Source organism: Xanthomonas sp. NCPPB 3583 (genome assembly GCF_041475715.2).
Lineage (GTDB): Bacteria > Pseudomonadota > Gammaproteobacteria > Xanthomonadales > Xanthomonadaceae > Xanthomonas > Xanthomonas euvesicatoria.
Window position 1 is genome coordinate 3,021,856 of the sequence record NZ_CM191263.1, and the last position, 22,668, is coordinate 3,044,523.

The window sequence follows — 22,668 nt, forward strand, 5'->3', positions numbered from 1 at the left end:
ATACGCCCATGGCATCGCGCATCGTCCGAAACGGGCAGATCAGACAAATGGCGCGGCACGATTCCGCATCGCCGCGCACCTGGCTGGGGACGTTTTGACCGAAGACAGCCAACATCCATATGCGAGCGACATGCTTCAACATTGCCAATCGACACGCAACGCGCAGCGCAGGCAGGCAGACAGGCAGACAGGCAGACAGGCAGACAGGCAGAGATGAAAGCACAGGAAGGCCGTGATTCCAGTAACACAGACCCGAACTGACACATGCCAAAGCTGCAAGAGCTTTTGCGCGGGGTCGCTTTGGGGGTCAATGGCAGACGTCGCTGCCGATCTTGAAACCACTCAAGCCTCTGTACCGTCTGGACTTAGAGTGGTGGGCGGTACAGGGTTCGAACCTGTGACCCCTACCATGTCAAGGTAGTGCTCTACCGCTGAGCTAACCGCCCGAATCCTGCGTCAGCATTGCGCTGTGCAGGGCGCGCATTCTAGCGCAGGGTTTTACCGACCACAAGTCCTATCGTGTCTGCAGGGCGAGCCATCCGCCCTATCCCAAGCTGGCAGCCTTCAACTTCTGGATCTGGTCGCGAATCTGGGCTGCGGCCTCGAACTCCAGGTCCTTGGCGTGCTGGTACATCTTCTGTTCCAGACTCTTGAGCTTGCCAGCGATTTCCGCAGGCTTCATGGCACGGTAATCAGGCGTCTCCTCTGCGACCTGGCGCGATTTCGAACGACCCTTGCCCGACTTCTTCTCGGCCGCATCGTCGCGCGCGCCTTCCATGATGTCGGCGATCGGCCGCTCGACGGATTTCGGCGTGATGCCATGTTCCAGGTTGTACTCGACCTGCTTCTCGCGGCGACGATCGGTCTCGTCGATTGCCGCCTGCATCGAGCGCGTTATCTTGTCGGCATACAGAATGGCCTTGCCGCGCAGATTGCGTGCGGCACGGCCAATGGTCTGGATCAGCGATCCGGTCGATCGCAGGAAGCCCTCCTTGTCGGCATCCAGGATGGCCACCAGCGAGACTTCCGGCATGTCCAAACCCTCGCGCAGCAGGTTGATGCCCACGAGCACATCGAACTTGCCCAGGCGCAGGTCGCGGATGATCTCCACGCGCTCGACGGTGTCGATATCCGAGTGCAGGTAGCGCACCCGAATCCCGTGCTCGCCCAGATACTCGGTGAGGTTCTCGGCCATGCGCTTGGTCAACGTGGTTACCAACACGCGATCGCCGAGCTTGATGCGCTCGTGAACCTCGGACATGAGGTCGTCGACCTGCGTACCAACCGGACGGATCTCCACCACCGGGTCGATCAGACCGGTTGGGCGCACCACCAGTTCCGTGACTTCGCCGGCAGACTCGCGCACCTCATAAGGCCCCGGCGTTGCCGAGACATAGATGCTGCGTGGCGAACGCGCCTCCCACTCTTCGAAACGCAAGGGGCGGTTGTCCAAGGCGGACGGCAATCGAAAACCGAACTCCACCAGCGTCTCCTTGCGCGAACGGTCGCCCTTGTACATCGCGCCGATCTGCGGAATGGTCACATGCGACTCATCGATGACCAGCAGCGCGTCCGGCGGCAGGTAGTCGAACAGGGTCGGCGGCGGCTCGCCGGGCGCCTTGCCGGTGAGATGCCGCGAGTAGTTTTCGATACCGTTGCAAAAACCCACCTCGGCCATCATTTCCAGATCGAATTGCGTGCGCTGCGCCAGACGTTGCGCCTCGACCAGCTTGTTCTGCGCGTAGAGCTGTTCCAGGCGTTCTTTCAGCTCTTCCTTGATGGTGTCCACCGCACTCAACGTGCGCTCACGCGTGGTGGCGTAATGGGTCTTCGGGTACACGGTGTAGCGCTGCAACTTGCGCAAGGTTTCGCCAGTGAGTGGATCGAACAAGGTCAGCTGCTCGATGTCGCCATCGAACAACTCTATGCGCAAGGCTTCGGTATCCGACTCGGCCGGGAACACATCCAACACCTCGCCGCGCACGCGAAAGGCACCGCGCGTCAGTTCGAACTCGTTGCGGGTGTATTGCAGATCGGTGAGATGGCGGATCAATTGGCGCTGATCGATGTGCTCGCCAACCGACAGGATCAGGCGCAGCGATAGGTAGTCCTCCGGCGCGCCGAGGCCGTAGATTGCCGACACCGTCGCCACCACCAGCGAATCGCGCCGAGACAGCAAGGTCTTGGTCGCCGACAAGCGCATCTGCTCGATGTGTTCATTGATCGAACTGTCCTTCTCGATGAAGGTGTCCGACGACGGCACATAGGCCTCCGGCTGGTAGTAGTCGTAGTAGCTGACGAAGTACTCGACCGCGTTATGCGGGAAGAACGACTTGAACTCGCCGTAAAGCTGTGCCGCCAACGTCTTGTTCGGCGCCATCACCAGCGTCGGCTTCTGCACCTGCTGGACCACATTGGCAATGGTGTAGGTCTTGCCCGAACCGGTCACCCCCAATAGCGTCTGTTTGGCCAGCCCAGCCTCAAAGTTGGCCACCAACTTGTCGATGGCGGCAGGCTGGTCGCCCGCTGGCGAGTATGGGGATACGAGCTGAAAACGGTCGGTCATGGAGCGGATCTCGGGGGGAGGCTGCACGAATTTACGGAGGCCAGCATCGGTAGAACCCTGACAGCCATGCAAGTGGAGGCAGCGTTACCTGGCAAGCAACCAATGTTGAGACTGCTTGCTCCACTTCAAGGAGACGCGCAATGGATGCAGCAGGCTATTCGAGCGCGAGAGGGTACACCGCAGTCCAGTTGCTCATCGTGATGGCGATCATCGGAATCGGCGCAGCCATCGGCATGCCCAGCTTCAAAAGCCTCATCGAGTGGCAGCGAGCGACCACGCGCGTGCACCTGCTAACTGCGCACCTTGCAATGGCCAGAAGCCTTGCCGTCACCCAAGGCGCGCCTGTCAGCCTTTGCCCCTCCATGGATGGCACACGTTGCCGAACAGATCGCATCTGGAGCCAGGGATGGATTCTCTTTAAGGATCCAGGGCGCGATGGGCAGCCGCCAAACGCTGCATCCGTGGTCCGAGTGGAGCAAGACTCCGCCACCGGCGGCATCGATATCGTCAGCACAGCTGGACGATCAATCGTTCGCTTCCTGCCGAACGGCCGCAGCAGCGGCACGAACATCACCATCAGCCTCTGCAGCAGCGCTAGGCGACTCGCTGACGTGGTGGTCAACAACTCCGGAAGAGCACGCACTGTGCGCTACACCAGCCCTACCAGCTGCGCAGCCCGATGACCAGGCAAACAAAAAGCCGCGACACGTCGCGGCTTCTTGAACATCTTGGCGCCCGAAGTTGGACTCGAACCAACGACCCCCTGATTAACAGTCAAGTGCTCTAACCGGCTGAGCTATTCGGGCGAGGAGACGTATTCTAGACACAACTTTGCAGCAGCGCAACACCTAGCACAGAGCTACCAACAGCCTGGAGTGGCAGTTGCACTTGGCGTCTTCACCCCTGCCTGGTTCAACGTCAGCGTGCCGCACTTGTCCTTGGTCTGATCGCCCTGAGGCGCAGCGGTCAGGGTAAAGGTCGACTGCGTGGTCGCGAGCGTGATGTTGTATTGCGCCGTACCGCCCTCGCGCGGCGACTGAATGGTCGTCGAGCCATTTCCGAACTTGAAACTGGCATAGGTGTTGTTGGTCGTATGCGAGCGTTCCAGCAACTGCGAGTATTCGACCAGATCGGCCTTGGCCTGCGCTCGGCGAGACTTGCGAACATGATCGGCATAGGAAGGATAGGCGACAGCAGCCAGGATGCCGACGATCGCGACAACGATCATCAACTCGATCAAGGTGAAGCCACCGGCACCAGCACGCTGCCGAAGTTGCCTGGACAGGGACCGCGATAGGTCTAAGGGCATTGACAATCTCCGTTACTGAAGCTGGCGCCAGGACTGGCGGCCGCAAGGATAAGGGACATACATGGGCGGGGCGCCAGCCACGCTGACGATCATCCAGCAGCCCGATCCTGCAGGCACCGTAGGTGCCGCAGAACCATCCTTGGGATTGACCTTCGGCTCGAGCCTGGGCACGACCGACACGCCCACGTCTTTGACCGGCGCATTGCCGCCGGTATTGAGCGAGATTCCAGCCGAACCGGCGGCAAGCGTGGAGCCACCGATGCCGCCCATTCGCACACCAGATAGGGCGCCCACACCCGTCCGTGGATTCAGTCCGAACAACCAGTTCACACCATCGGTGCTGCACCCACTGCTGATCGCGAGCGGCGAATAAGTAGGCATGAACAAGATTCCCGACACGAGTTCCGGATAACCCACAAATCGTTCGCCGGCGGGCAGATCCACGTACCAGCCAAGCGAACCTGACGGCGCGGTGCCAATTTGCAGTGAGCGCGTGCTACCGGCGGCAGCCGTACTGACCGAATATGGCGTCAGATTTGCTCTGGTCAACGTTGTGCTGATCACACCATCGACCTAATCAGTGAACCCGTACAAGCTCTGAGTCTGGAGCGCCGAACTCGGGAGGCTGTCGTCGTTGAACGAGAAACTACCGGTACCAAATAGCACCAGTACACCACCGTTCTCACCAGAAGCAGCCTGCAGGCCGCCAGTAATCGGCTGCCGATAAGTCAGACCACCTTCGACATAGGTACCCGTCGTGAACGCCGGTACGGTAACCGAGGTTGCAGTCGAAGTGAGATCGAACTTCCAGATCGCTCCGCGCAGGTCGGCCGCATAGACCGTATCGGCGTACCCATCGCGGGTGCGAGCCGGCTTATTGGTCGCCGGGTCGATAGTCACATTATCGATGCGGTCCAGCACAACGATGTTACCGAGCCCGTTGCGACCGCTGATTGTGTTTCCCGGCTCCGTTGCCTCGATCATACGGACGGTCGGCGTGGCGTTGGTTCCGATATCGACCACGAACAGCACTGCCTTGCCGCTGGCACTATCGTAGCCGTTGCCGAAGATCGCCTTCCAGCTGACCGTGCCATTGGCAGCGCGCACCGGGACGATGACAGGCTTGCCGAGCACATGACCGATGTTCGCGCGCACGGTGGCATCGCCGCTGAGATCGTTGATCTCCCAGAGGCGGCTGCCCGTACCGAAAGTCGCCGGATTAGTGACGTCTAATGCGAAGACACCGCGACCGCCTGCCCCAGTGGTGCCGACCAGGGTCGTTTTCCAGGTGTTGTTGTAATACGTATCCCCCACCGCAATCGGACCATCGACGAAGTAGCGATGATCAAACGGCTGGGCATTCCCCTTGTTTGCTTGATACGGCAGCAGCAGATTTCCCATATGGCCGTAAGACGTCGCAGGCACGTACGCAAAGCGTTCGCGTCCACCGCTGCCAGTGATAGCGCCGGCGCTGTCCATGCCTCCATCGAACGCATGCAGCATGCCGTCGTTGGCGCCCGCATACACCATATAGCCCTGACTGCTACGCTTGCTGTTCAGGTAGTTGGTATAGCTGGTTCCAAGCGTCCCACCCAGACCACGATACCCATAGTCGTCGACCGGCGCACTGATCACCGGCGCGGAGTTGATGATGTCGCCCAGCACCGTGGTTCGGTCGCGGAACTTGCCACCCTGCTGAATTTCCCCGCTCCGATCACCCAGCAGATAATTGGCTGCAGTGACGGCTGTTGCCCCAAGGTTGGTCAGATCCGTTTGCGAGCAGAGCGTCTGACTGGGATACAAGGTCTTGGACAGACCGCACAAGCCACTCAAACTGATCGTAGTGCCATCGAACTTCTGTACATTGCTGCCATCGTTGAAGTACACATTGCGCGCAGTGGCAGCGGGCATCTGCGCAGATGCTTCCCAGATCGGGGTGAAGCGCGCCTCCCGCGTATCCGGATCGACCGTGGCCTGATTGGCCTTCAACTTACTCGACCAATCGGTACCGTTGTTCTTGATCTGGTATTCGGGAGTCACGGTCAAGGAGCCCGCGCCAATACGCGCACCCGTCAAGGCCAAGGTTCCCGATGGTGAATTGGCAGCGCTGGCAGCCGACAGCACCCGACGCATGGCGCCAGTCACTTCATCAGGGCTCTTGGCATTGATGAACTGACCGCGGCTATTGATCGTGGCGTGCCAGAGCTCGTCGATGACGCGGCCATCGTCATCTGCAATCGGATCGCCATTGCTATTCCAGTCGGGAGCATTGGCATAAGGATCATTGGTAGCTGCCTGATTGACCTCGTAGATATTTCCTTGAGCACCCAGAGTGATTGCATAGAAATTCATATGCAGGTCTTTCTGGCAGTCCAAGCGCTTCCAATCCGCCGATGTCTTGTCGAGCGTCGCGCACTTATCGTCCACGGGCACGAGGCCTGTCGGAAAACTTGGACCGGTTACCAACGGCGTAGACGCGCCAGAATAATAGCTGGCAGTGATATCGGCGATCGTATTGCTGTAATTGTCGGCAAAGGGAGAGGCCGGAAAATCCACCGTGCCGGTCGAATCTGCATTGCCATATCCAGTAGCAACATTGTTGCTATTCGTATAGCCGTCAGTGAACAGCATACCGCCATTTTTCTGACAGGCACGCACCACCGGTGCACCATCTCCGGTCCGCTTGAACTGCTTACCCAGGAAATCGATGGCGACGCGGTTCGGCGTACCGCCATTCGGCTTAAGTCTGTAGATCAGCCCGAATAGCGATGTGCGCGAGGCGTCGTCATCCATGTCGTACATGGTCACGTTAGTTCGGTTATTAATCGTGAAATACCCAACTCGCATCTTGTCGACATCGGCCAAAGTGCGCGATGCGGAGCCGATGATCGAAAGAATTCGATTACGACTATATTGAAACCAATTAGCAAAATTCTGTTGCGCAGCGGTATAGGCAGCTGTATTGGTGCCGTAATTCGCTGCCAATATCTGATAGCGCCGCATATTGCAGCCTGGACCACAGGCATTGGCAATAATCGGTCGATTGGCATCGTTAGTGAGATAGCCCGTCGGCGCAGGAGCGCCCACAGGCAGATAAAACGTTGCCGGGACGTAGCCGATCTGAACCTGGCAATTGGCCATGATGGAAACTGTGCTACCTAATGTTGCCCAAATTCCGTTACTGCTAGGCAATCCATTACTGTTGGTCGTATTACACGACCGACTGCTCGACCGATATCGCGTCCCCGACGGTATCGTCATTCCCGTTAGGAACTGGAACGACTCGTCGTTTCCCTCGCGATAGGCAAGATTGTAGGTAGTGTTGTACCCCTTGGTGAAATCAGTGCCGTAAACCGCTGGATTACGCGGATCCAGGCGCGCCTGACTGAACGTGGCTGCCGGCCAAAGATTAGCTGTCGCCGTCGTTTGTGTGGGCGGCGTCCAAGGCTGATAGAGTACGTCGGGATTGTAGTAGCTCTTGTTATAGGTTGGTGATCTAGCAAACCCGAACGCATCAAGCGGCGGCATCGCATCACCTGGCGAATAAGAGGCGTTATAGCCGTCGCTTGGATACAGGTATACATAGCAATCGGCTGAGTTATTTGCACACCCCTCGCTAGAATTGTAGAAGACACCAGCAGAGCTGAAGAAACTACTGCCTGTCCATTGCAGACGTCCATCACCACCGGTGAAGATGCGCTCGAACGTCATCGAGTTGGAATCATCCACCGAAATAATGAATGCCGGCGGGATCGAGGTCGCGTTATTGAGTGGAGCTTGGGCCAAAGCGCCCTGCCCCTGGGCCGCGATCAAGCTGTAAACGAAGTACCCCCCAACCGCGACAAGCAGGATGACGGAGGCGATGGCGGTTCGAACGGTGCGACGAGACATGCTCACGGCCTCAGAGCTTGAAAATGGAATCGATCGCCGCCGACGAGGATGCATCCGTCGTCGCATCGTTGGCGAAAGTGGTGATTTGATAGACCGGGGTCACCGGGTCGACCGGATCGCCCATCGCGAGCGAACCGCCGCCGATGATGCACGAATCGATGCGCCGCACATTGACCGCCTGGTTCACCGACGTGGCCTTGCTGCGCGCCCAAGCCAGCGGATCGAAGACGGTATCGCAATTTTGCTGGATATCGGTGTCCACCACCGTTGCGTCGCTGGGAGCAGCCTTTCGATTGGCGATGGCTTCGATCGACCGCTCGCTCCTGCGCGTCACGCCCTCGGCATTCTGGAACGCAATATTGGTGACCAGATAATTGGACGCCATTTTTTCCTGCATGCCGGCCACCTGCATGCCGGCGATCCCGATCAATGCCAGCAGGATCAACATGATCAGGGCAACATAGAGCACTGCACCGCGGGGGCGGGAGGGCATCGGGCGGCGGCGAGCAAATGTATTCATGGGTCAATTTCCGAACAGGCGATTACGCAAGGCAATCGTGGATTCGTAGGTCATGCGGTAGCGGCCGTCGTTCTTGTCGGGTGGCGTGAAAGAGACGCCGAGTGCATTGGGATAACTGACAGCGCTTGCCGCCCGTTCTGCCGTGGCAGGTGCAGGACTACGTGCCAGGATGCCGACCTGAACCTGCCCAACCCGCCTCCACTGGCCCGCTGCGGTAGCATCGGTCGCGGTAGATACGTCGCTCGCAACAGCCTGCGTATTGATGTTCCCCAACGGCGGCGAGGTATTGGACATGTTCACGGTCTGATCGAGACCGAACAGCAACTGCATGTTCTCGATCCCTTCGACCAACTCTTCCGGCATGCCGTAATCATCGACACCATTGGACCGTGCGCGCATCAGTGCCGGCTCGCCCGATGTGGCCGAAGTGCCGACGTAATAGACCAGCGACTCAGCGCGGTAGAGCATCGCCTGGCCACTGGGACGGGTGGAGTAATTGGACAGATTGGTCCCGGTGGCGGTGACCTGGCCGCTGGCATAGGTGCCCTTGAACACCGTGGCATGGGCGCAGTCCGCAACCCCGAACAGGTTCGGAGCCGTCTGCCCTCCCTCTGTCAACCGCAATCCGGCAGAGGCATTGAAGCCCACGACGCTGTTGCTGCCCGTGGTCAACGTGGTGATCGGCACGCCTTCCGGAGCCAGGAAACGCAGAACCAGGATATCGCTGCCGCCGCGCGGATTGAGCTTGGCGATCGACGCTGGCAGATTCACTGGTACTGCCCAGCTGCCTCCAAGCTGCAGGCTGCCAGGAGGCGTCGTATTGGGCGCCTCGTAGCCTTGCACACTAATGCTGAAATCCAGCGGATGACCTGACCCACTGACCGCACCAGTATTGATGGTCGGATCACCTTCCCCGCGCACAAAATGAGCTTGGTCGTTGACGCAACCGAAGTGCCCGGCCATGCGAATGTCGCGCTGGAGAAAATCCATCGCGAAACGTCCGTTTTCCTGCGCACGCGCACCACCTTCGGCCAACATCGACGCGGTACGCGAGGCAGAAAAGACCTGAATGACCCCCAGCATCAGCACCAGGCCGATCACCATAGCGATCATCATCTCCACCAGGCTGATACCGGCAGCAGCGCGTTGGTTAGAAAAACGCCGCGTCATAGCTGCGATACCAGGGTGAAGGTAGTCTGAGCGTTGGGATTATTAGCATCCCAACGCTGATCCCCCCAACTGATGCCAACGGTGACCTGACCGTTATTATTGAGAACGGTTGCACTGGCGCCTTCGCCCAATGCGCGCACGACCTGGCATTTCCAACGCGAGATATTGTCAGCGATGGCCACGTTCCCAAGAGGTCGACTGCAGCTGGCTGCAGTCACAGTGTTTGCGGAAAAGGTGGCATCGGTATACCAGGCAGACTGGAAGCGGTTGCTTCGCATCTGGTCCATCAGGTCATACGCTAGGTTGGTCGCCTGGGTGCGGTAGTTGGAACTCTGCACGAAACGCACATTGGCCGTCTGCAACAGCGCAAAGCCGAGCAAGCCAAACGCGAGAACGACGATAGCAATCAACACCTCAAGCAGACTAAATCCCTTGGTGTGAGAGGGCGAAACGAAGGGACGGAGACGCATCATTGGCAGGAGCTCTTCTGAGACGTGATCTGGCCAGCGGCATTGACGAACAAGGTGCGACGCAGCGCCTGACCATCGCAGGTCATCGGCTGCAGCGTGATCTGCTGGTTGGTTGACGCGACCCTGCGCCCACGCCCATCGAAGGCAATCACGGCGCCAGAAGGACCGGTATTGGATAGTGAGGTGTCGATCGCGACAAAGCGCAGGACCGTATCGCCAGTTTTGAATGCCCCATCGCCATCTGTATCGGCCCAGGCCAGCATTCCTGCACCCCAGTTGTTGTCGCACGCGGTCCCGGATGCGCTACCGCAGACACCGCCACCACGGCGATTGCGAATAGCCTCACTGCGCGCCAACGATAGCAGACCGAGGGTTTCGTTGGCGCTGCTCGCGACTCGATTCGAGCGAAGCGTTCCGCGGAAGCTGGGAAACGCAATGGTGAGCAGGATGGCCAGTACGACGATCGTGATCATTAGTTCCACGAGTGTAAAGCCGGCAGATCGGCGAAAAGACATTGAACGCTCCCCAGCGTGACGTGTGCAGAATGCTACGTCCGCCCCCTAGCAACAAGCGCATGGGGGACGAACGGTTGTTTCAGGGTTACCGACGTATGCGTCAGACAATCTTTTCGGCGAATTACCTCTCCCTACCACTTTTCGGCCAGAGCTTGGAAATTCTTGAGCCCTAGGTCACCACCCGATAACAAGGCCGATAGTCCCCCGAGATCTTCATCCGGCGCTGCTCAACGAAGCCGCGCAGCAGCGCATCCAGGGCCTGCATGATCTCGGGATCGCCGTGGATTTCGAAGGGGCCGAATTCCTCGATGCGGCGCATGCCGTCTTCCTTGACGTTGCCGGCGACGATGCCGGAGAAGGCGCGGCGCAGGTCGGCGGCCAGGGCCGGCGCCGGGCGGCCGTGGTGCAGGTCGAGCGCGGCCATCGCTTCGTGGCTGGGCTCGAAGGGCTGCTGGTACTCGAGCGGGATGTGCACGGACCAGTTGAAGTAATACGAGTCTTTCTGGTCCTTGCGGTGCGCGCGCACTCCGTGGACCCCTTCGGCCATACGGCGCGCGACGGCGACCGGGTCGCCGACGATGATCTCGTAGCGCGAGGCGGCAGCGTCGCCCAGGGTGAGGCGAATGAAACGGTCGATCTGCTCGAAGTACGGCGCGGCGATGGTCGGGCCGGTGAGGATCAGCGGGAACGGCACGTCCGCGTTTTCTTCGCGTAGCAGGATGCCGAGCAGGTAGAGAATTTCCTCCGCGGTGCCGACACCGCCCGGGAACACTAGGATGCCATGTCCGATGCGGACGAAGGCCTCAAGGCGCTTCTCGATGTCCGGCATGATCACCAGATGGTTGACGATCGGGTTCGGCGATTCGGCGGCGATGATGCCTGGCTCGGTGACGCCGATGTAGCGGGTATTGTGCTTGCGCTGCTTGGCATGCGCGATGGTGGCGCCCTTCATCGGCCCCTTCATGGCGCCCGGGCCGCAGCCGGTGCAGATATCCAGCCCGCGCAAGCCAAGCTCGTAGCCGACCTGCTTGGTGTAAAGGTATTCATCGCGCGAGATGGAATGGCCGCCCCAGCACACGACCAGGTTCGGATCCAAGGGCTGCAGGATGCGCGCATTACGCAGCTGGCCGAACACGGCATTGGTGATGCCTTCGCTGGTGTCGAGATCCGCGCGTTGCGCTTCGAGCTCGATGGCCATGTAAGCGAGATCGCGGACGACGGCAAACAACAGTTCGGCCACGCCGCGGATGATCTCGCCATCGACGAAAGCCATTGCCGGTGCGTTGATCAGATCGATGCGGATGCCGCGATCCTGCTGATTCACCTGGATGTCGAAATCCGGGTAGAGATCGCGCGCAGCGCGCGGGTCGTCCGATGCGCTTCCGCTGGTCAGCACGGCCAGCGCACAGCGGCGCAACAGCTCATGCATGCCACCGCTGGATGCATCGCGCAACCGGGCCACTTCTGCCTTGGACAACACATCCAGACCACCACGCGGGTAGATCCGCGCATCCACCACCGGCAGCGCCCGTGCTGCCGTACTGCTGAGTTCCATAGCATGCTCCTGTCGTATGCACGGAACTTTAGCGTACTCACCCGCACAAAAGAAAACGGCCGGGAGACCCCGGCCGTTTTTGCAAACATCGACACGCTAGCCGGCTTTAGAACTGGTAGCGGAAGCCCAGCTGCAGCGCCCAGCGGGAGATGCCCTTGTCGTCGTAGACGGTCGCGGCATCCGGCTCATTGAAGCGGTAAACATACTTGCCAGTCGCCGCGTCGATACCGCCGTATTCAGCAACACCCTTGAAGCCCGGGAATGCGTACTCATCGACGCGGCCCCACTTCTTGTTGAGCAGGTTGCCCACGTTCATGACGTCGACCCAGATCTGCGCCTTGTTGCCATCGAAGAAGCCAGGAAGCTCCTGCTCGATGTGTAGATCGAACTGGTTGACCCAGGAATTACGTACCGCATTGCGGCCAGCAACCTGGCCCTTGTGCGTGGACAAGTACTGGTCATTGTTGACGTAGTTCCAGAACGCGTTTTCTTCGGCCGCGTTACGGAACAGCACATCGCCGCGCGCCGCCGGGATGTACAACAGGTCATTGGAGCGACCGTCGCCATTGGCATCGTTGTCGAACGTATAGCTGTAGGGACGACCGCTGCGGCCTTGATACACCAGACCGACCTTCGTTGCAAAATCGCCGAAGAAATTATGCTTCCACTGCAGCGTACCCAGGAAACTGTCCTTGATTTCGTATGCCGAGGTTGCATTGACCTCTTCATTCGCCTGGAAGGTTGCGGTGTTGAGCAGCTGCGACCCCGAAGTGGAACTGGTCAGACCGCTGACTTCTTTCGCGTTCGAGTAGGTGTAAGCCAAGCTCCACGACCAGTCGCTGTCGTTGAACGGCTTGTTCAAGCCGACAGTGAAACTTTGCGAGCCACCCTGATCGGTGGGGCGCGCAATGATGGCATCGTTGAAGCTCATGTTGCGACCAGCACGGATATCGGTACCGCTGTTCACACATGACGAACCAGCCGCCACACCCGTTTCGCGGAGACATGCATTACCCAGGGAATTCCAGTTAGCCGGATTGCGGCCATTGGCATTCCAGTAGATATCACGACCATCCTGGCCAACTGCCGTCGGATTACCGAGATTGAGCTGCTGGTAATAAATCGCTTCCTTGACCTTGGTCACCACACCTTCCATCGAGGCGACGATGCCGTACCACGGCAACTCGGTATCGAAGGCGAGGTTTGCTTTCCAAACGGACGGCTGGCTCAGATCCTTGTCAACAAAGTCGACCGACTGCGTGGCGCCCGATGTTCCGCGCGGCTGGTTGTTGATATCCGGCGTGAAGCGGATACCACTGTTGGACGCGTTGTTGAAGTTGTAATCGGTATAAGCCAAACCAGTATTGGAATACGGATTGGACAACCAAACCGACGCGGCAGCACCCTGGAACAGACCAACGCCGCCACGCAGCTGGGTCGGACGATCTGCATCGAAGGTGTAGTTGAAACCAAAGCGCGGCTGCCACAAGCCGTTGCCGTCAATGGTTTCATCATTGCGAAGACCGAATGCGTTAAACGCAGCCTGGTTGAACTGCGGCGAGTTCTTCACCATCGGCTCGTCATAACGCAGGCCGAAGTTCAGTGTCAGGTTGCTATTGACGGCCCAAGAATCCTGCAAGAACACGCCCACATTCCGCATGCCCCACTTCGCAGCGATATTGTCGATACCGGTGGGCGAATACGAGTAACGATACGCGTTCGGCAAATTTGCCTGGTAATTGGCAACCGAGTTGAAGGTGTAGCTACCGAAAACACGCGGACCATACAAGTTGTAGATGTCATTGTCTTCGTAGTCGAACCCGAACTTGACCGTGTGGTCATTCAAGAACAACGTGCCGGCGAAGAACGCGTTCCAGGTTTCGGTGCGCAACTCGTTAGCCTGAGTATTGGCTTCAGTACCCAGATTTAAGGTGTTGTTGCCGAAACGCACGGCGATGGCCGGCAACTGCGATGCCGCAGTACGAACTGCCGAGTAATCGCGATAAGACACCTTGGCTTCGGTCGAGAAAGTATCGGTCCAGTCGCTGAACAACTGACCGGTGTAGGTCTCGAGTTCGAAGTCGCGCACATAGTGGTACGAGTTCAACGCCAGCTGATTGTTGCCGAACCCATTGAGATTGGCCGTGCTCTGCTCGGACTTGCCATAGCGAAACGAACCACGATGCTTGTCGCTGATGTTCCAATCCAGCTTGAAGCCCTTCTCTTCTGAATCAGAATCCAATGCCGGCAAGGCCAGGGTCCCAGGGTCGAAGCCATAGACATTGCGCGAGATATCGATCACCTGATCGACCTGCGCCTGGGTAATACCGACTTCATTGCTGGCACCAGAACCGGCTGGACCGTAGCCACTGTTACCGGTAAACACACCCTTACCCTTGTACTTCTCATAGTTGGCGAAGAAGAACAATTTGTCCTTTACGATCGGGCCGCCCAGAGTCAGACCATACGTCGCTTCGTTGTCGAACAGCTGCGGGCGGATGTTGTTCTGATTCTTGCCCGACCAGTCGTTCTCGCGATAAGTGCCGTAGACCGAACCATGGAATTCGTTGGTGCCCGACTTGGTGACGGCATTGATCACGCCACCGGTGCCGCCACTGATCGTCACGTCGTAGTTGGCCACGTCCACCGAGATTTCATCGATGACGTCCATCGAGAACGGCTGGCGCGGGGTCGGCAGACTGTTGGATTCCAGACCGAAGGCGTCGTTGGTGCTGATGCCGTCGACGCGGATCGCGTTGTAGCGCGGGTTCTGGCCGGCGATGGAGATTTCGTTGCGGGCCTTGTCGGTTTGCGCAACGCGCGGATCCAGACGCACATAGTCCTGCAGGTTACGGTTGATCGACGGCAGCGACTCGATTTCTTCGCGGGTCACGTTGGTGCCGGTACCCATCTTGTTGGCGCTGAAAATGGCCGAGCCGTAATTGCCGGCGATTGCCTGCACAGTGCCCAGCGTCGCCAGATCGCCGCCCAGAGCGGCATCGACCTGATTGACCTTGTCCAGATTCAGATACACGCCTTCGCGGGTGGTGTTGCCAGCGCCCGAAGCGGTAATGGTAATGGTGTACGGCCCGCCCACACGCAAGCCGCGCGCGTTATAGCGTCCGCTGGCATCGGTGGTGGCGCGGCTGACCGTTCCGGACTCCACGTGCGTAATGGTGACTTCGGCGTTCGGGACGGGCTGGCCGCCACTGCCGGTCACCAGGCCGGCGACGCCAGCCGAGGTGCTTTGCGCAAACACAGGAGCGGCGGCGAGCGCGGCGACAAGGCCAAGCGTCAGCTTGGACATGCGGAGATAACGGGGGTGGGTCATTTCGGTAGCCTCGATACAGGTTGGGCAGTGACAAAAAGGCGCAGTCAGCCCAACCGTTCCCGGGGGTGGGCTGCCGATGATCTGGGGTCCCTTGCCGCGCGACTGGTTGCTGCCGCAACGGTTAACAACAGATTAACACGCTAAGCCCTGATTGTGACGGCGGCGTGACAAACTTCGCGCGCTGCTACATGAACTGCGAAGGTCAAGGCGTAATCGCCAGATCGTGCAAGGTCGCAACTTGAGCGAGACGCCCATCGCGCCTTTGAAGCTACGAAGTGGCCAAATTGGGTCAAATCGCCCAAACGCTTGCATTCGGCCATGGCGTGCGTGCTGCACATGGGGTTGCCATCTCTGTCGATGCGCCCCACCGAATATGACATTCCACCTGCACTCATGCGTCAGTGACGGATCAACCTCAAGACAGTCGCCAGCGGCCAAGGGCTGCGCCGCCTTTCATCGTCCAGAGCCCATTGCGTCGCACCGCTAGATGTCCGGACGCGACGGCGCGCTGGTGCCGGCACCATGGACCGTGCGCACGTAACCCACGGCCAGTGCGGGTTGAAACCCCGGGCCATCGATGCGTGTCGACGCACACACGGCGCGATCGCCAAGCCGCCCCGAGCTGCGCTAGATCGACACCGGCAGCTTGAAGTACGTGCCCAGGCCGTCCAGGAACATCTGTACCGAGATGGCGACCAGCAGCATGCCCATCAGGCGCTCGATGGCCGTCAGGGCGCGGTGGCCGAGCAGTTTGTACAGCAGCGGCGCGGCGGCCAGGATCGACGAGGCGCCGATCCAGGCGATCATCAGCGCAAGGCTCCAGTCCCACAGCCGCGTGGGCTCGTTGCTGCCCATGAGCATCACCGCGGCCATGCCGGACGGGCCGGCCACCAGCGGGATGGCCAGCGGCACGATGAAGGGTTCGCCGTCGGGAATTTCGCCCATCAGGCCTTCGGGCCGCGGGAAGATCATGCGGATGCCGATCACAAACAGCACGATGCCGCCGGCAATGGCCACCGATTCCTGGCGCAGGTGCATCAGCTCCAGCGCGTACTTGCCGCCCCACAGGAACGCCATCAACACGCACAGCGCGATCAGCAGTTCACGCGCAAGCACGAAACGCTGGCGCTTGGGCGGCAGCGGCTTGAGCACGCTGAGGAACACTGGAATGTTGCCCAGCGGGTCGAGAATCAGAAACAGCAGCAGCGCCGCAGAAAGAATGGTCATACCTGCGGACTCCAGATCGCACCGCGATGCGTCGCCCCTGCGGCTGACAGCATGCTGACGCATGCAGGTGCGTAACGTGCGGCATCGACCGCGTCGTTGTCTTCGTGATGGGTGAAAGCGCGTGCGCGCAATGCGGTGCGCATCGGGCCGGGCTGCATGCCGCCGACGCGTACCGGGCCGGCGGCGGTTTCATGATGCAAGGTGGCGATCAAGCCGCGTTGCGCATGCTGGGCGGCGCCATACGCCCCCCAATAGGCCTGACCCACGCGCGCGGGGTCGTCCACAACGAAGACAGCTGCCGCATCGTCCTGCTGCCGCAACAGCGGCAGGCATGCCTGGGTCAGCCAGGCGCGCGCGGTCAGGTTGACATGCAGGGTGCGTGCGAACTCAGCGGGTGAGACGAGTTCGGTTGGCGTCAGGCCGGAAAAGTCGGCAGCGCACTGCAGCAGACCATGCAGGCCACCAAGCTCGGTCTGCACCCGTTGCGCAAGCGCGGCGTAGTCGTCCGGGGTGGCGCCGGCCAGATCCAGCGGATACAACAGCGGCTCGGCACCCAGCGCTGCAACCGCGTCGTAGACGCGCTCCAGCGGGCGCACCTTGCGACCAAGCAGCACTACCGTGGCGCCTGCAGCCGCGCATGCCTGCGCCGCGGCGGCGCCCAGGCCACCGGCGGCGCCGGTGATCAGCACGACGCGCCCCGACAAGGCAGCCGACTGCGGCTGGGCCTGCACCGAACTCACGGCTGGTACGCCTCGCTGACGATGCGCTTGAGCTCGCCGGCTTCGAACAGTTCCAGCGTGATGTCGCAGCCGCCGATCAGCTCGCCATGGATGAACAGCTGCGGAAACGTGGGCCAGTTGGAGTAGCGCGGCAGATTGGCGCGCACTTCAGGCTCTTCCAACACGTTGACCGTACGCAGTTGGTCGGCACCGGCGGCCACCAGGGCCTGCACGGCGCGACTGGAAAACTCGCACATCGGAAATTGCGGGGTGCCTTTCATGAACAGCACGATCGGGTGTTGTTCGACTTCGGCCTGGATCCGTTCCATCACCGGCATTGGACTCTCCTGACTGGGAGCGGCAGGCCCGACCGCCGGGTCGGATAGACTTCCGCAAAGGCGCGCATTGTAAGCCTTCAGCGCGACCTGTCGCCGCACTCCCTTCGCTGCCACTGCCATCATGCCGATCGAACACGTTGCACTGCCCTATTCCCGCGCCGCCCTGGAACCGCATCTGTCGTCTGCGACGTTGGAGGCGCATCACGGCGTCTGTCACCGCAGCGAGGTCGAACAGCTCAACGCACGCCTGGAAGGCAGCGAGTTTGCCGAGCTGACGCTGGAAGACATCATCGCGCAGGCGCAGGGCACGTTGTTTCATCTGGCCGCGCAGGTGTGGAACCACAATTTCTATTGGCAGTGCCTGCGTCCGCGCGCTGGCGGGGAGCCGCTTGGGCGGCTGGGCGACGGCATCGCCAAATCGTTCGGCGACTTCGTGCATTTCAAGCAGGAGTTCAATCGCGTGGCCCTGAGCACGTTCGGCTCGGGCTGGGTGTGGCTGGTGCAGCGCCCGGACGGCGCGCTGGCAGTAGTCGCCACACCCAATGCCTCCACCCCGCTCACCGGGCCAGACATTCCGTTGCTCGCCTGCGATATCTGGGAGCACGCGTATTACCTGGACTACCAGCAGGATCGTGCGCGCTATCTGGAGGCTTTCTGGAAGCTGGTCAACTGGGATTTCGTCGCAAGCCGGCTGGGCTGACCTGGCCGCTCAGTTTCCAGCCGCAGATGCGAACCGGCTCATCTGCTGACACATCGCAGAACGGGTCCGCGTCCGCGTCCGACGCGCCCGCGCAAACGGGCGTGTCGTCGCGCGTGATCGCAACCGAAACGCTGCGCGCCTCACCCTTCGTTCAAACGCGCAACCACCGGCCGAACTTGCGCATCGCGCTGCAGCGCCGCGCCAGCATCGCTCACCGCCAGTGCCAGCGCCTGCGCTGTCTCCGCGCGCAGCGTTGCGTGCCCCACCTTGCGTCCATCGCGCGCTTGCTTGCCGTAGTCGTGCCAATGCCCACCGGGCACCGCCAGAAACGCCCTGGCCTCTGGCATCTCGCCCAGCCAGTTGAGCATGCAGGCGTGGCCGCGCATCGCAGTACTGCCCAGTGGCAAGCCAAGGACGGCCCGCACATGATTTTCGAATTGCGAGGTCTCGGCACCTTCGATGGTCCAGTGCCCCGAGTTATGCACGCGCGGCGCCATTTCGTTGGCAAGCAACTCGCCGTCGCGCACGAACAGTTCCAGCGCAAATACGCCGACATAGTCGAGCTTTTCCGCCACGGCACGCGCGTGCGATTCGGCCGAGGCTTGAAGGGCCGCCTCCACGCTCGCCGGTGCCAGGCTGGCCGACAGCACACCGTCCACATGCCAGTTTTCGGTCAACGGCCAAGCGCGGAATTCGCCATCGCGGCCGCGTACTGCAACCACGCTGACCTCGCGCTGGAACGGCACGAACGCTTCCACGATCAACCCGACGTGCGCCGCCTGGGCGCCAAGCGCGTCCCACGCTGCATCGGCATCGGCGAGCGTCTTGATCCGGAACTGGCCCTTGCCGTCGTAGCCGAAGCGGCGCGTCTTCAGCACGCAGGGCGTACCGATCCGCGCGAGCGCTGCGTCCAGGCCGGCGCGGTCGTCGATCGCGGCAAACTCGGGCACCGGAATGCCGAGTTCGCGGAACAAGGTTTTTTCGCTGAGCCGGTCCTGCGCAACCGCAAGCGCCGCCGGACTCGGAAACACCGGCACCTGCGCGGCAAGTTGCTGCGCGCTGGCGGCCGGCACGTTTTCGAAATCGAAGGTGATCACGTCCACCTGCCCGGCGAATGCGGCAAGGGTCGCCACGTCATCGAACGCGCCAACCTGCAGCGGTGCCACCTGGCCTGCGCAGGCATCGACTGCCGGATCGAAGACCGCAAAGCGTATGCCGAGCGGCGCACCGGCCAGTACCAGCATGCGCGCCAGCTGGCCGCCACCGAGAATGCCAACCGTGCTCATTGGCGCGGGTCGTCGCTGGCCATGACATCGTCGGTCTGCTTGGCGCGGAATTGCGCCAGCGCCTGACCGACCTGCGCCTGCTCGGGCGCCAGCATGGCCGCCGCAAACAACGCCGCATTGGCCGCGCCCGCATTGCCGATGGCGAAGGTGGCCACCGGAATGCCTGCAGGCATCTGCACGATCGACAGCAGCGAATCCATGCCGTTCAGCGCCTTGGACTGCACCGGCACGCCAAGCACCGGCACTGCGGTCTTGGCGGCCAGCATGCCCGGCAGGTGCGCCGCGCCGCCGGCGCCGGCAATGATCGCGCGCAGTCCGCGTGCGCCCGCCTGCTCGGCGTAGGTGAACAAGACGTCCGGGGTGCGGTGCGCCGAGACCACCTTGACTTCGTACGGCACGCCCAGCGCGTCGAGCTTCTGAGCTGCATGTTGCATGGTCTCCCAATCCGAACGGGAACCCATCACGATGCCGACCAGCGGCGCGGAGTGGTTGGAGGTCATGGCCCTGCCCTGCGGTAAAGACGTATTCTAGCCAATCTCCACGCAAGACAAGACTTCGATGGATCGCAAATTGCTCGACCTGCTGTGCTCGCCCGACACCCGCCAGCCGCTTTCGCTGCTCGACGGCAAAGGCCTGGAAGCACTCAATGCCGCCATCGCAGGCGGAACCCTGCAGCGCGCCGACGGCGCCGCACAAACCCAGCCGCTGCGTGAAGCGCTGATCACCCGCGACCGCAAGCAGATCTTCCGCGTCGACGACGGCATTCCGGTGCTGCTGGCCGAAGAAGCCATCGCCACCGCACAAATCGCCGACTTCCCCGAGAAGTGAGCCTGTCTCAGCACACCAACGTGCCGGCCGCGCCGCCCGCCGAATCGATCGACGCCGACGTAGCGCGTGCTTTGGCCGAAGACATCGGCAGCGGCGACGTCACCGCCGCACTGCTACCCGACCAAGCCGACAGCGCCTACCTGCTGTGCAAGCAGGACGCGGTCATCGCCGGCCGCCCCTGGTTCGATGCCACCCACCGCGCGCTCGACCCGCAGGTACGCATCGACTGGCACGTGCACGAGGGCCAGCACGTCGGCGCCGGCACGGTGCTCGCGCTGTTGCAGGGGCGCAGCCGTAGCCTGGTCAGTGCCGAACGCACCTCGCTCAATTTCATGCAGACACTGTCTGCCACGGCGACCACCACCGCGGCGTATGTGGCTGCGGTGGCCGGGACGCGCGCGCGCATCCTGGACACGCGCAAGACGCTGCCGGGCCTGCGCGCCGCGCAGAAATACGCCGTGCGCTGCGGCGGTGGCGACAATCACCGCATCGGCCTGTTCGACACGGTGATGCTCAAGGAGAACCACATCCGCGCAGCCGGTTCGCTGAGCGCGGCCGTGCGTGCCGCACGTGCGCAGCAACCGCAGCTGCCGCTGGTGGTGGAAGTGGAAACGCTGGAGCAACTGCACGAAGCACTGCAGGTTGGCTGCACGCGCATCCTGATCGACGACTTCGACCAGGCCATGCGCCGAGAAGCGGTGCGTCTCGTTGCTGCGCTACAGCCGGAACAACGCATTCCGCTGGAAGTCTCCGGCAGCGTGGATCTGGCCGGCATTCGCGCAATTGCCGAAGACGGGGTGGACTGCATCTCGATTGGCGGACTCACCAAGCATGTGCAGGCAGTGGATCTGTCGCTCAAACTCGGCCCACCGCCAGCGCGCTGATTTCACGCGTGCGCGCAGCCGGCTCTGGCAGCCTGCTGCGATTGTTTCCGTGCAGGACCTGCAATGACCGTCAAACCTTGGCCGTGGATCTGCTTCTTGCTGGCAGGTATCGGAAGTAGCGCTGCGGCTGCGGAGGTGTGCGATATCCCGCCACGGTTCGGAACGAGTCCCGCCGCGATCGCCATCGTGCGCAGCGCCTGCAATGAGCATCGGTTGTGGCAACGCCCGTTTATCGATGCCAAGGGACGCTTGGCCAGCCTGGGCGTCACCGAAGCCGAATCGGGCTATCTCGCCGATCACGGCGTGGTCGCCTGGCAACGCGTTGCAGGCTACTGGCGCGACAGTGGCACGCTTGCGTCCATGGGCGGACGCCCCGGCGCATCGAGCTGCGCGGCACTGGATGGTACGCGCTACACCGCCAGCGACTGCCGCGCATTTCTGATCGACAACCCATGGTCGGCCGCTTTCATCTCCTGGGTGATGACGCAGTCGGGGCTGAGCGGTTTTCATCGCTCCGCGCGCCATCTGGATTACATCCGCAGCGCCTACAACGACGGCACTACCGGACCGTACCGGTTCACCGATCCAGCGGTCGAGAAGCCGGCGCCCGGCGATCTGCTGTGCCTGCTGCGCGGCCGCAGCACCGCGTTGGGCTATGCCGGCTTGAAGGCCGCGCTGGGCGGCAGCGCACCGATGCCATGGCAGTCGCATTGCGATGTGGTGGTGGCCGCCAACGTCGGCGGCGATCGCACGCTGTATCTGATCGGCGGCAACGTATTCAACACGGTGATGATGCGCAAGATGCCGCTGGATCGCGCCGGCCGCGTGGTGTGGCCAACACCGCAATCGGACAGCAGCCAGGACCAGAACGAAGACAGCCTGGGCATCGCCAGCGAATGCACGCCGGCGCACGAAGACCTGTGCGACTTCAATCGACGCGACTGGGCTGCGCTGTTGAAGCTGCGTCCTGATGCGGCGATGGTTGCGCCGCTACCCACTGCGCCGCTGCCGACACCCGACACCGCACCCACAGAACAAACGATGCCGCCGGGCTTCCCACGCGTCGTGCCGCCGCGTCCGCAAACGCAGCAAGCGCCGACGCAGCAGCAAGGATAGATCGAACCAGTAACGCCGGGCGTACCCTCGTCGGCCCCTGCGGGGTACCTTCTCCCGATGGGAGAAGGATTCAAAGCCCCTCTCCCGCGGGAGAGGGCTTGAGGTGAGGGTACGGTGCGAAGCTCCTGCTCGCCTTCACCCCATTCAGCGTTGCACGCCCCCGTCCAGCGCTGTGCGCCCTTCTCTCGGGATGAAAAGGAATCCAAGCCCCTCTCCTGCAGGAGAGGGGTTGGGGCGAGGGTA

At 61.3% G+C, this 22,668-nt stretch carries 18 protein-coding genes, 2 tRNA genes and 1 pseudogene; 5 read left to right on the top strand and 16 right to left on the bottom strand.

The genetic code is table 11. The features are described 5' to 3' along the window. Positions 1–371: 371 nt before the first annotated feature. Both ACCQ07_RS13230 and uvrB read right to left on the bottom strand, forming a co-directional pair. Positions 372–446: transfer RNA gene (locus ACCQ07_RS13230), tRNA-Val, on the bottom strand. 98 nt (positions 447–544) lie between these two features. Continuing rightward, a complete protein-coding gene (uvrB, locus tag ACCQ07_RS13235) occupies positions 545–2,566 on the bottom strand; it encodes an excinuclease ABC subunit UvrB (protein WP_014090504.1) in 2,022 nt (673 codons plus the stop codon). A gap of 140 nt (positions 2,567–2,706) precedes the next feature. Here uvrB and ACCQ07_RS13240 point away from each other — a divergent pair, with 140 nt between their 5' ends. Further along, on the top strand, positions 2,707–3,249 hold the full coding sequence (locus tag ACCQ07_RS13240) for a GspH/FimT family pseudopilin (RefSeq protein WP_372363382.1): 543 nt from the start codon (positions 2,707–2,709) through the stop codon (positions 3,247–3,249). Positions 3,250–3,295: 46 nt separating this feature from the next. On the opposite strand, the gene ACCQ07_RS13245 is transcribed toward ACCQ07_RS13240, so the two are convergent. The 12 genes and pseudogenes from ACCQ07_RS13245 to grxD all read right to left on the bottom strand — a co-directional run bounded on the left by ACCQ07_RS13245 (position 3,296) and on the right by grxD (position 17,611). Next, positions 3,296–3,372: transfer RNA gene (locus ACCQ07_RS13245), tRNA-Asn, on the bottom strand. Between the two features lie 53 nt (positions 3,373–3,425). Then, entirely contained in the window at positions 3,426–3,881 is a 456-nt protein-coding gene (locus ACCQ07_RS13250; protein ID WP_083347904.1) for a type IV pilin protein, read from the bottom strand. Between the two features lie 6 nt (positions 3,882–3,887). Further along, positions 3,888–7,766, bottom strand: a pseudogene (locus ACCQ07_RS13255) (pilus assembly protein). A 10-nt stretch (positions 7,767–7,776) separates the two neighbouring features. Then, positions 7,777–8,286: a pilus assembly PilX family protein gene (locus ACCQ07_RS13260; protein ID WP_372363383.1), complete on the bottom strand. Its 510-nt coding sequence runs from the start codon at positions 8,284–8,286 to the stop codon at positions 7,777–7,779. A 3-nt stretch (positions 8,287–8,289) separates the two neighbouring features. After that, on the bottom strand, positions 8,290–9,456 hold the full coding sequence (locus ACCQ07_RS13265) for a PilW family protein (protein WP_372363384.1): 1,167 nt from the start codon (positions 9,454–9,456) through the stop codon (positions 8,290–8,292). Beyond that, the gene (pilV, locus tag ACCQ07_RS13270) at positions 9,453–9,929 is read right to left on the bottom strand and encodes a type IV pilus modification protein PilV (protein WP_071118449.1); all 477 of its coding nucleotides are present in this window, start codon (positions 9,927–9,929) and stop codon (positions 9,453–9,455) included. The genes ACCQ07_RS13265 and pilV overlap by 4 nt, the downstream gene beginning before the upstream one ends. After that, entirely contained in the window at positions 9,926–10,441 is a 516-nt protein-coding gene (locus ACCQ07_RS13275) for a GspH/FimT family pseudopilin (protein WP_071118448.1), read from the bottom strand. Before ACCQ07_RS13275 ends, pilV begins: the two co-directional genes overlap by 4 nt. Before the next feature lie 169 nt (positions 10,442–10,610). Next, positions 10,611–11,996 carry a nucleotide 5'-monophosphate nucleosidase PpnN gene (gene ppnN / locus ACCQ07_RS13280; protein ID WP_031423299.1) on the bottom strand — a complete coding sequence of 462 codons (1,386 nt, stop codon included), beginning with the start codon at positions 11,994–11,996 and terminating at the stop codon, positions 10,611–10,613. Between the two features lie 106 nt (positions 11,997–12,102). After that, entirely contained in the window at positions 12,103–15,327 is a 3,225-nt protein-coding gene (locus ACCQ07_RS13285) for a TonB-dependent receptor (protein ID WP_031423301.1), read from the bottom strand. A 627-nt stretch (positions 15,328–15,954) separates the two neighbouring features. After that, positions 15,955–16,554, bottom strand: coding sequence for a YhgN family NAAT transporter (locus tag ACCQ07_RS13290; protein ID WP_003485603.1), 600 nt, complete (start codon positions 16,552–16,554; stop codon positions 15,955–15,957). Next, complete coding sequence (locus ACCQ07_RS13295; RefSeq protein ID WP_071118447.1) at positions 16,551–17,294, bottom strand: SDR family NAD(P)-dependent oxidoreductase; 744 nt, start codon at positions 17,292–17,294, stop codon at positions 16,551–16,553. Before ACCQ07_RS13295 ends, ACCQ07_RS13290 begins: the two co-directional genes overlap by 4 nt. Then, positions 17,291–17,611, bottom strand: a complete 321-nt coding sequence (gene grxD / locus ACCQ07_RS13300; protein ID WP_003485599.1) for a Grx4 family monothiol glutaredoxin — start codon at positions 17,609–17,611, stop codon at positions 17,291–17,293. The genes ACCQ07_RS13295 and grxD overlap by 4 nt, the downstream gene beginning before the upstream one ends. A gap of 121 nt (positions 17,612–17,732) precedes the next feature. Here grxD and ACCQ07_RS13305 point away from each other — a divergent pair, with 121 nt between their 5' ends. Next, positions 17,733–18,311 carry a superoxide dismutase gene (locus tag ACCQ07_RS13305; protein WP_008570987.1) on the top strand — a complete coding sequence of 193 codons (579 nt, stop codon included), beginning with the start codon at positions 17,733–17,735 and terminating at the stop codon, positions 18,309–18,311. 140 nt (positions 18,312–18,451) lie between these two features. Here the strand turns inward: ACCQ07_RS13305 and ACCQ07_RS13310 are convergent, their stop codons facing one another. Then, positions 18,452–19,597 (bottom strand): 5-(carboxyamino)imidazole ribonucleotide synthase, encoded by a 1,146-nt coding sequence (locus ACCQ07_RS13310; protein WP_372163973.1) that lies wholly within the window; start codon positions 19,595–19,597, stop codon positions 18,452–18,454. Next, positions 19,594–20,097, bottom strand: a complete 504-nt coding sequence (gene purE, locus ACCQ07_RS13315; protein ID WP_008570985.1) for a 5-(carboxyamino)imidazole ribonucleotide mutase — start codon at positions 20,095–20,097, stop codon at positions 19,594–19,596. Before purE ends, ACCQ07_RS13310 begins: the two co-directional genes overlap by 4 nt. 58 nt (positions 20,098–20,155) lie before the next feature. On the opposite strand from purE, the gene ACCQ07_RS13320 reads away from it, so the two are divergent. The 3 genes from ACCQ07_RS13320 (at position 20,156) to ACCQ07_RS13330 (ending at position 22,425) form a co-directional block, all read left to right on the top strand. Continuing rightward, the gene (locus tag ACCQ07_RS13320; RefSeq protein WP_008570984.1) at positions 20,156–20,425 is read left to right on the top strand and encodes a Trm112 family protein; all 270 of its coding nucleotides are present in this window, start codon (positions 20,156–20,158) and stop codon (positions 20,423–20,425) included. Next, positions 20,422–21,309 carry a carboxylating nicotinate-nucleotide diphosphorylase gene (nadC, locus tag ACCQ07_RS13325; protein WP_372363385.1) on the top strand — a complete coding sequence of 296 codons (888 nt, stop codon included), beginning with the start codon at positions 20,422–20,424 and terminating at the stop codon, positions 21,307–21,309. The genes ACCQ07_RS13320 and nadC overlap by 4 nt, the downstream gene beginning before the upstream one ends. 63 nt (positions 21,310–21,372) lie before the next feature. Further along, positions 21,373–22,425 (top strand): DUF2272 domain-containing protein, encoded by a 1,053-nt coding sequence (locus tag ACCQ07_RS13330; RefSeq protein ID WP_372163975.1) that lies wholly within the window; start codon positions 21,373–21,375, stop codon positions 22,423–22,425. Positions 22,426–22,668: the final 243 nt, after the last annotated feature.

Coding starts and splice junctions, on each gene's coding strand:
- uvrB (WP_014090504.1), bottom strand. CDS start 2,566: ATGACCGACCGTTTTCAGCTCGTATCCCCATACTCGCCAGCGGGCGAC.
- ACCQ07_RS13240 (WP_372363382.1), top strand. CDS start 2,707: ATGGATGCAGCAGGCTATTCGAGCGCGAGAGGGTACACCGCAGTCCAG.
- ACCQ07_RS13260 (WP_372363383.1), bottom strand. CDS start 8,286: ATGAATACATTTGCTCGCCGCCGCCCGATGCCCTCCCGCCCCCGCGGT.
- ACCQ07_RS13265 (WP_372363384.1), bottom strand. CDS start 9,456: ATGACGCGGCGTTTTTCTAACCAACGCGCTGCTGCCGGTATCAGCCTG.
- pilV (WP_071118449.1), bottom strand. CDS start 9,929: ATGATGCGTCTCCGTCCCTTCGTTTCGCCCTCTCACACCAAGGGATTT.
- ACCQ07_RS13275 (WP_071118448.1), bottom strand. CDS start 10,441: ATGTCTTTTCGCCGATCTGCCGGCTTTACACTCGTGGAACTAATGATC.
- ppnN (WP_031423299.1), bottom strand. CDS start 11,996: ATGGAACTCAGCAGTACGGCAGCACGGGCGCTGCCGGTGGTGGATGCG.
- ACCQ07_RS13285 (WP_031423301.1), bottom strand. CDS start 15,327: ATGACCCACCCCCGTTATCTCCGCATGTCCAAGCTGACGCTTGGCCTT.
- ACCQ07_RS13290 (WP_003485603.1), bottom strand. CDS start 16,554: ATGACCATTCTTTCTGCGGCGCTGCTGCTGTTTCTGATTCTCGACCCG.
- grxD (WP_003485599.1), bottom strand. CDS start 17,611: ATGCCGGTGATGGAACGGATCCAGGCCGAAGTCGAACAACACCCGATC.
- ACCQ07_RS13305 (WP_008570987.1), top strand. CDS start 17,733: ATGCCGATCGAACACGTTGCACTGCCCTATTCCCGCGCCGCCCTGGAA.
- ACCQ07_RS13310 (WP_372163973.1), bottom strand. CDS start 19,597: ATGAGCACGGTTGGCATTCTCGGTGGCGGCCAGCTGGCGCGCATGCTG.
- purE (WP_008570985.1), bottom strand. CDS start 20,097: ATGACCTCCAACCACTCCGCGCCGCTGGTCGGCATCGTGATGGGTTCC.
- ACCQ07_RS13320 (WP_008570984.1), top strand. CDS start 20,156: ATGGATCGCAAATTGCTCGACCTGCTGTGCTCGCCCGACACCCGCCAG.
- ACCQ07_RS13330 (WP_372163975.1), top strand. CDS start 21,373: ATGACCGTCAAACCTTGGCCGTGGATCTGCTTCTTGCTGGCAGGTATC.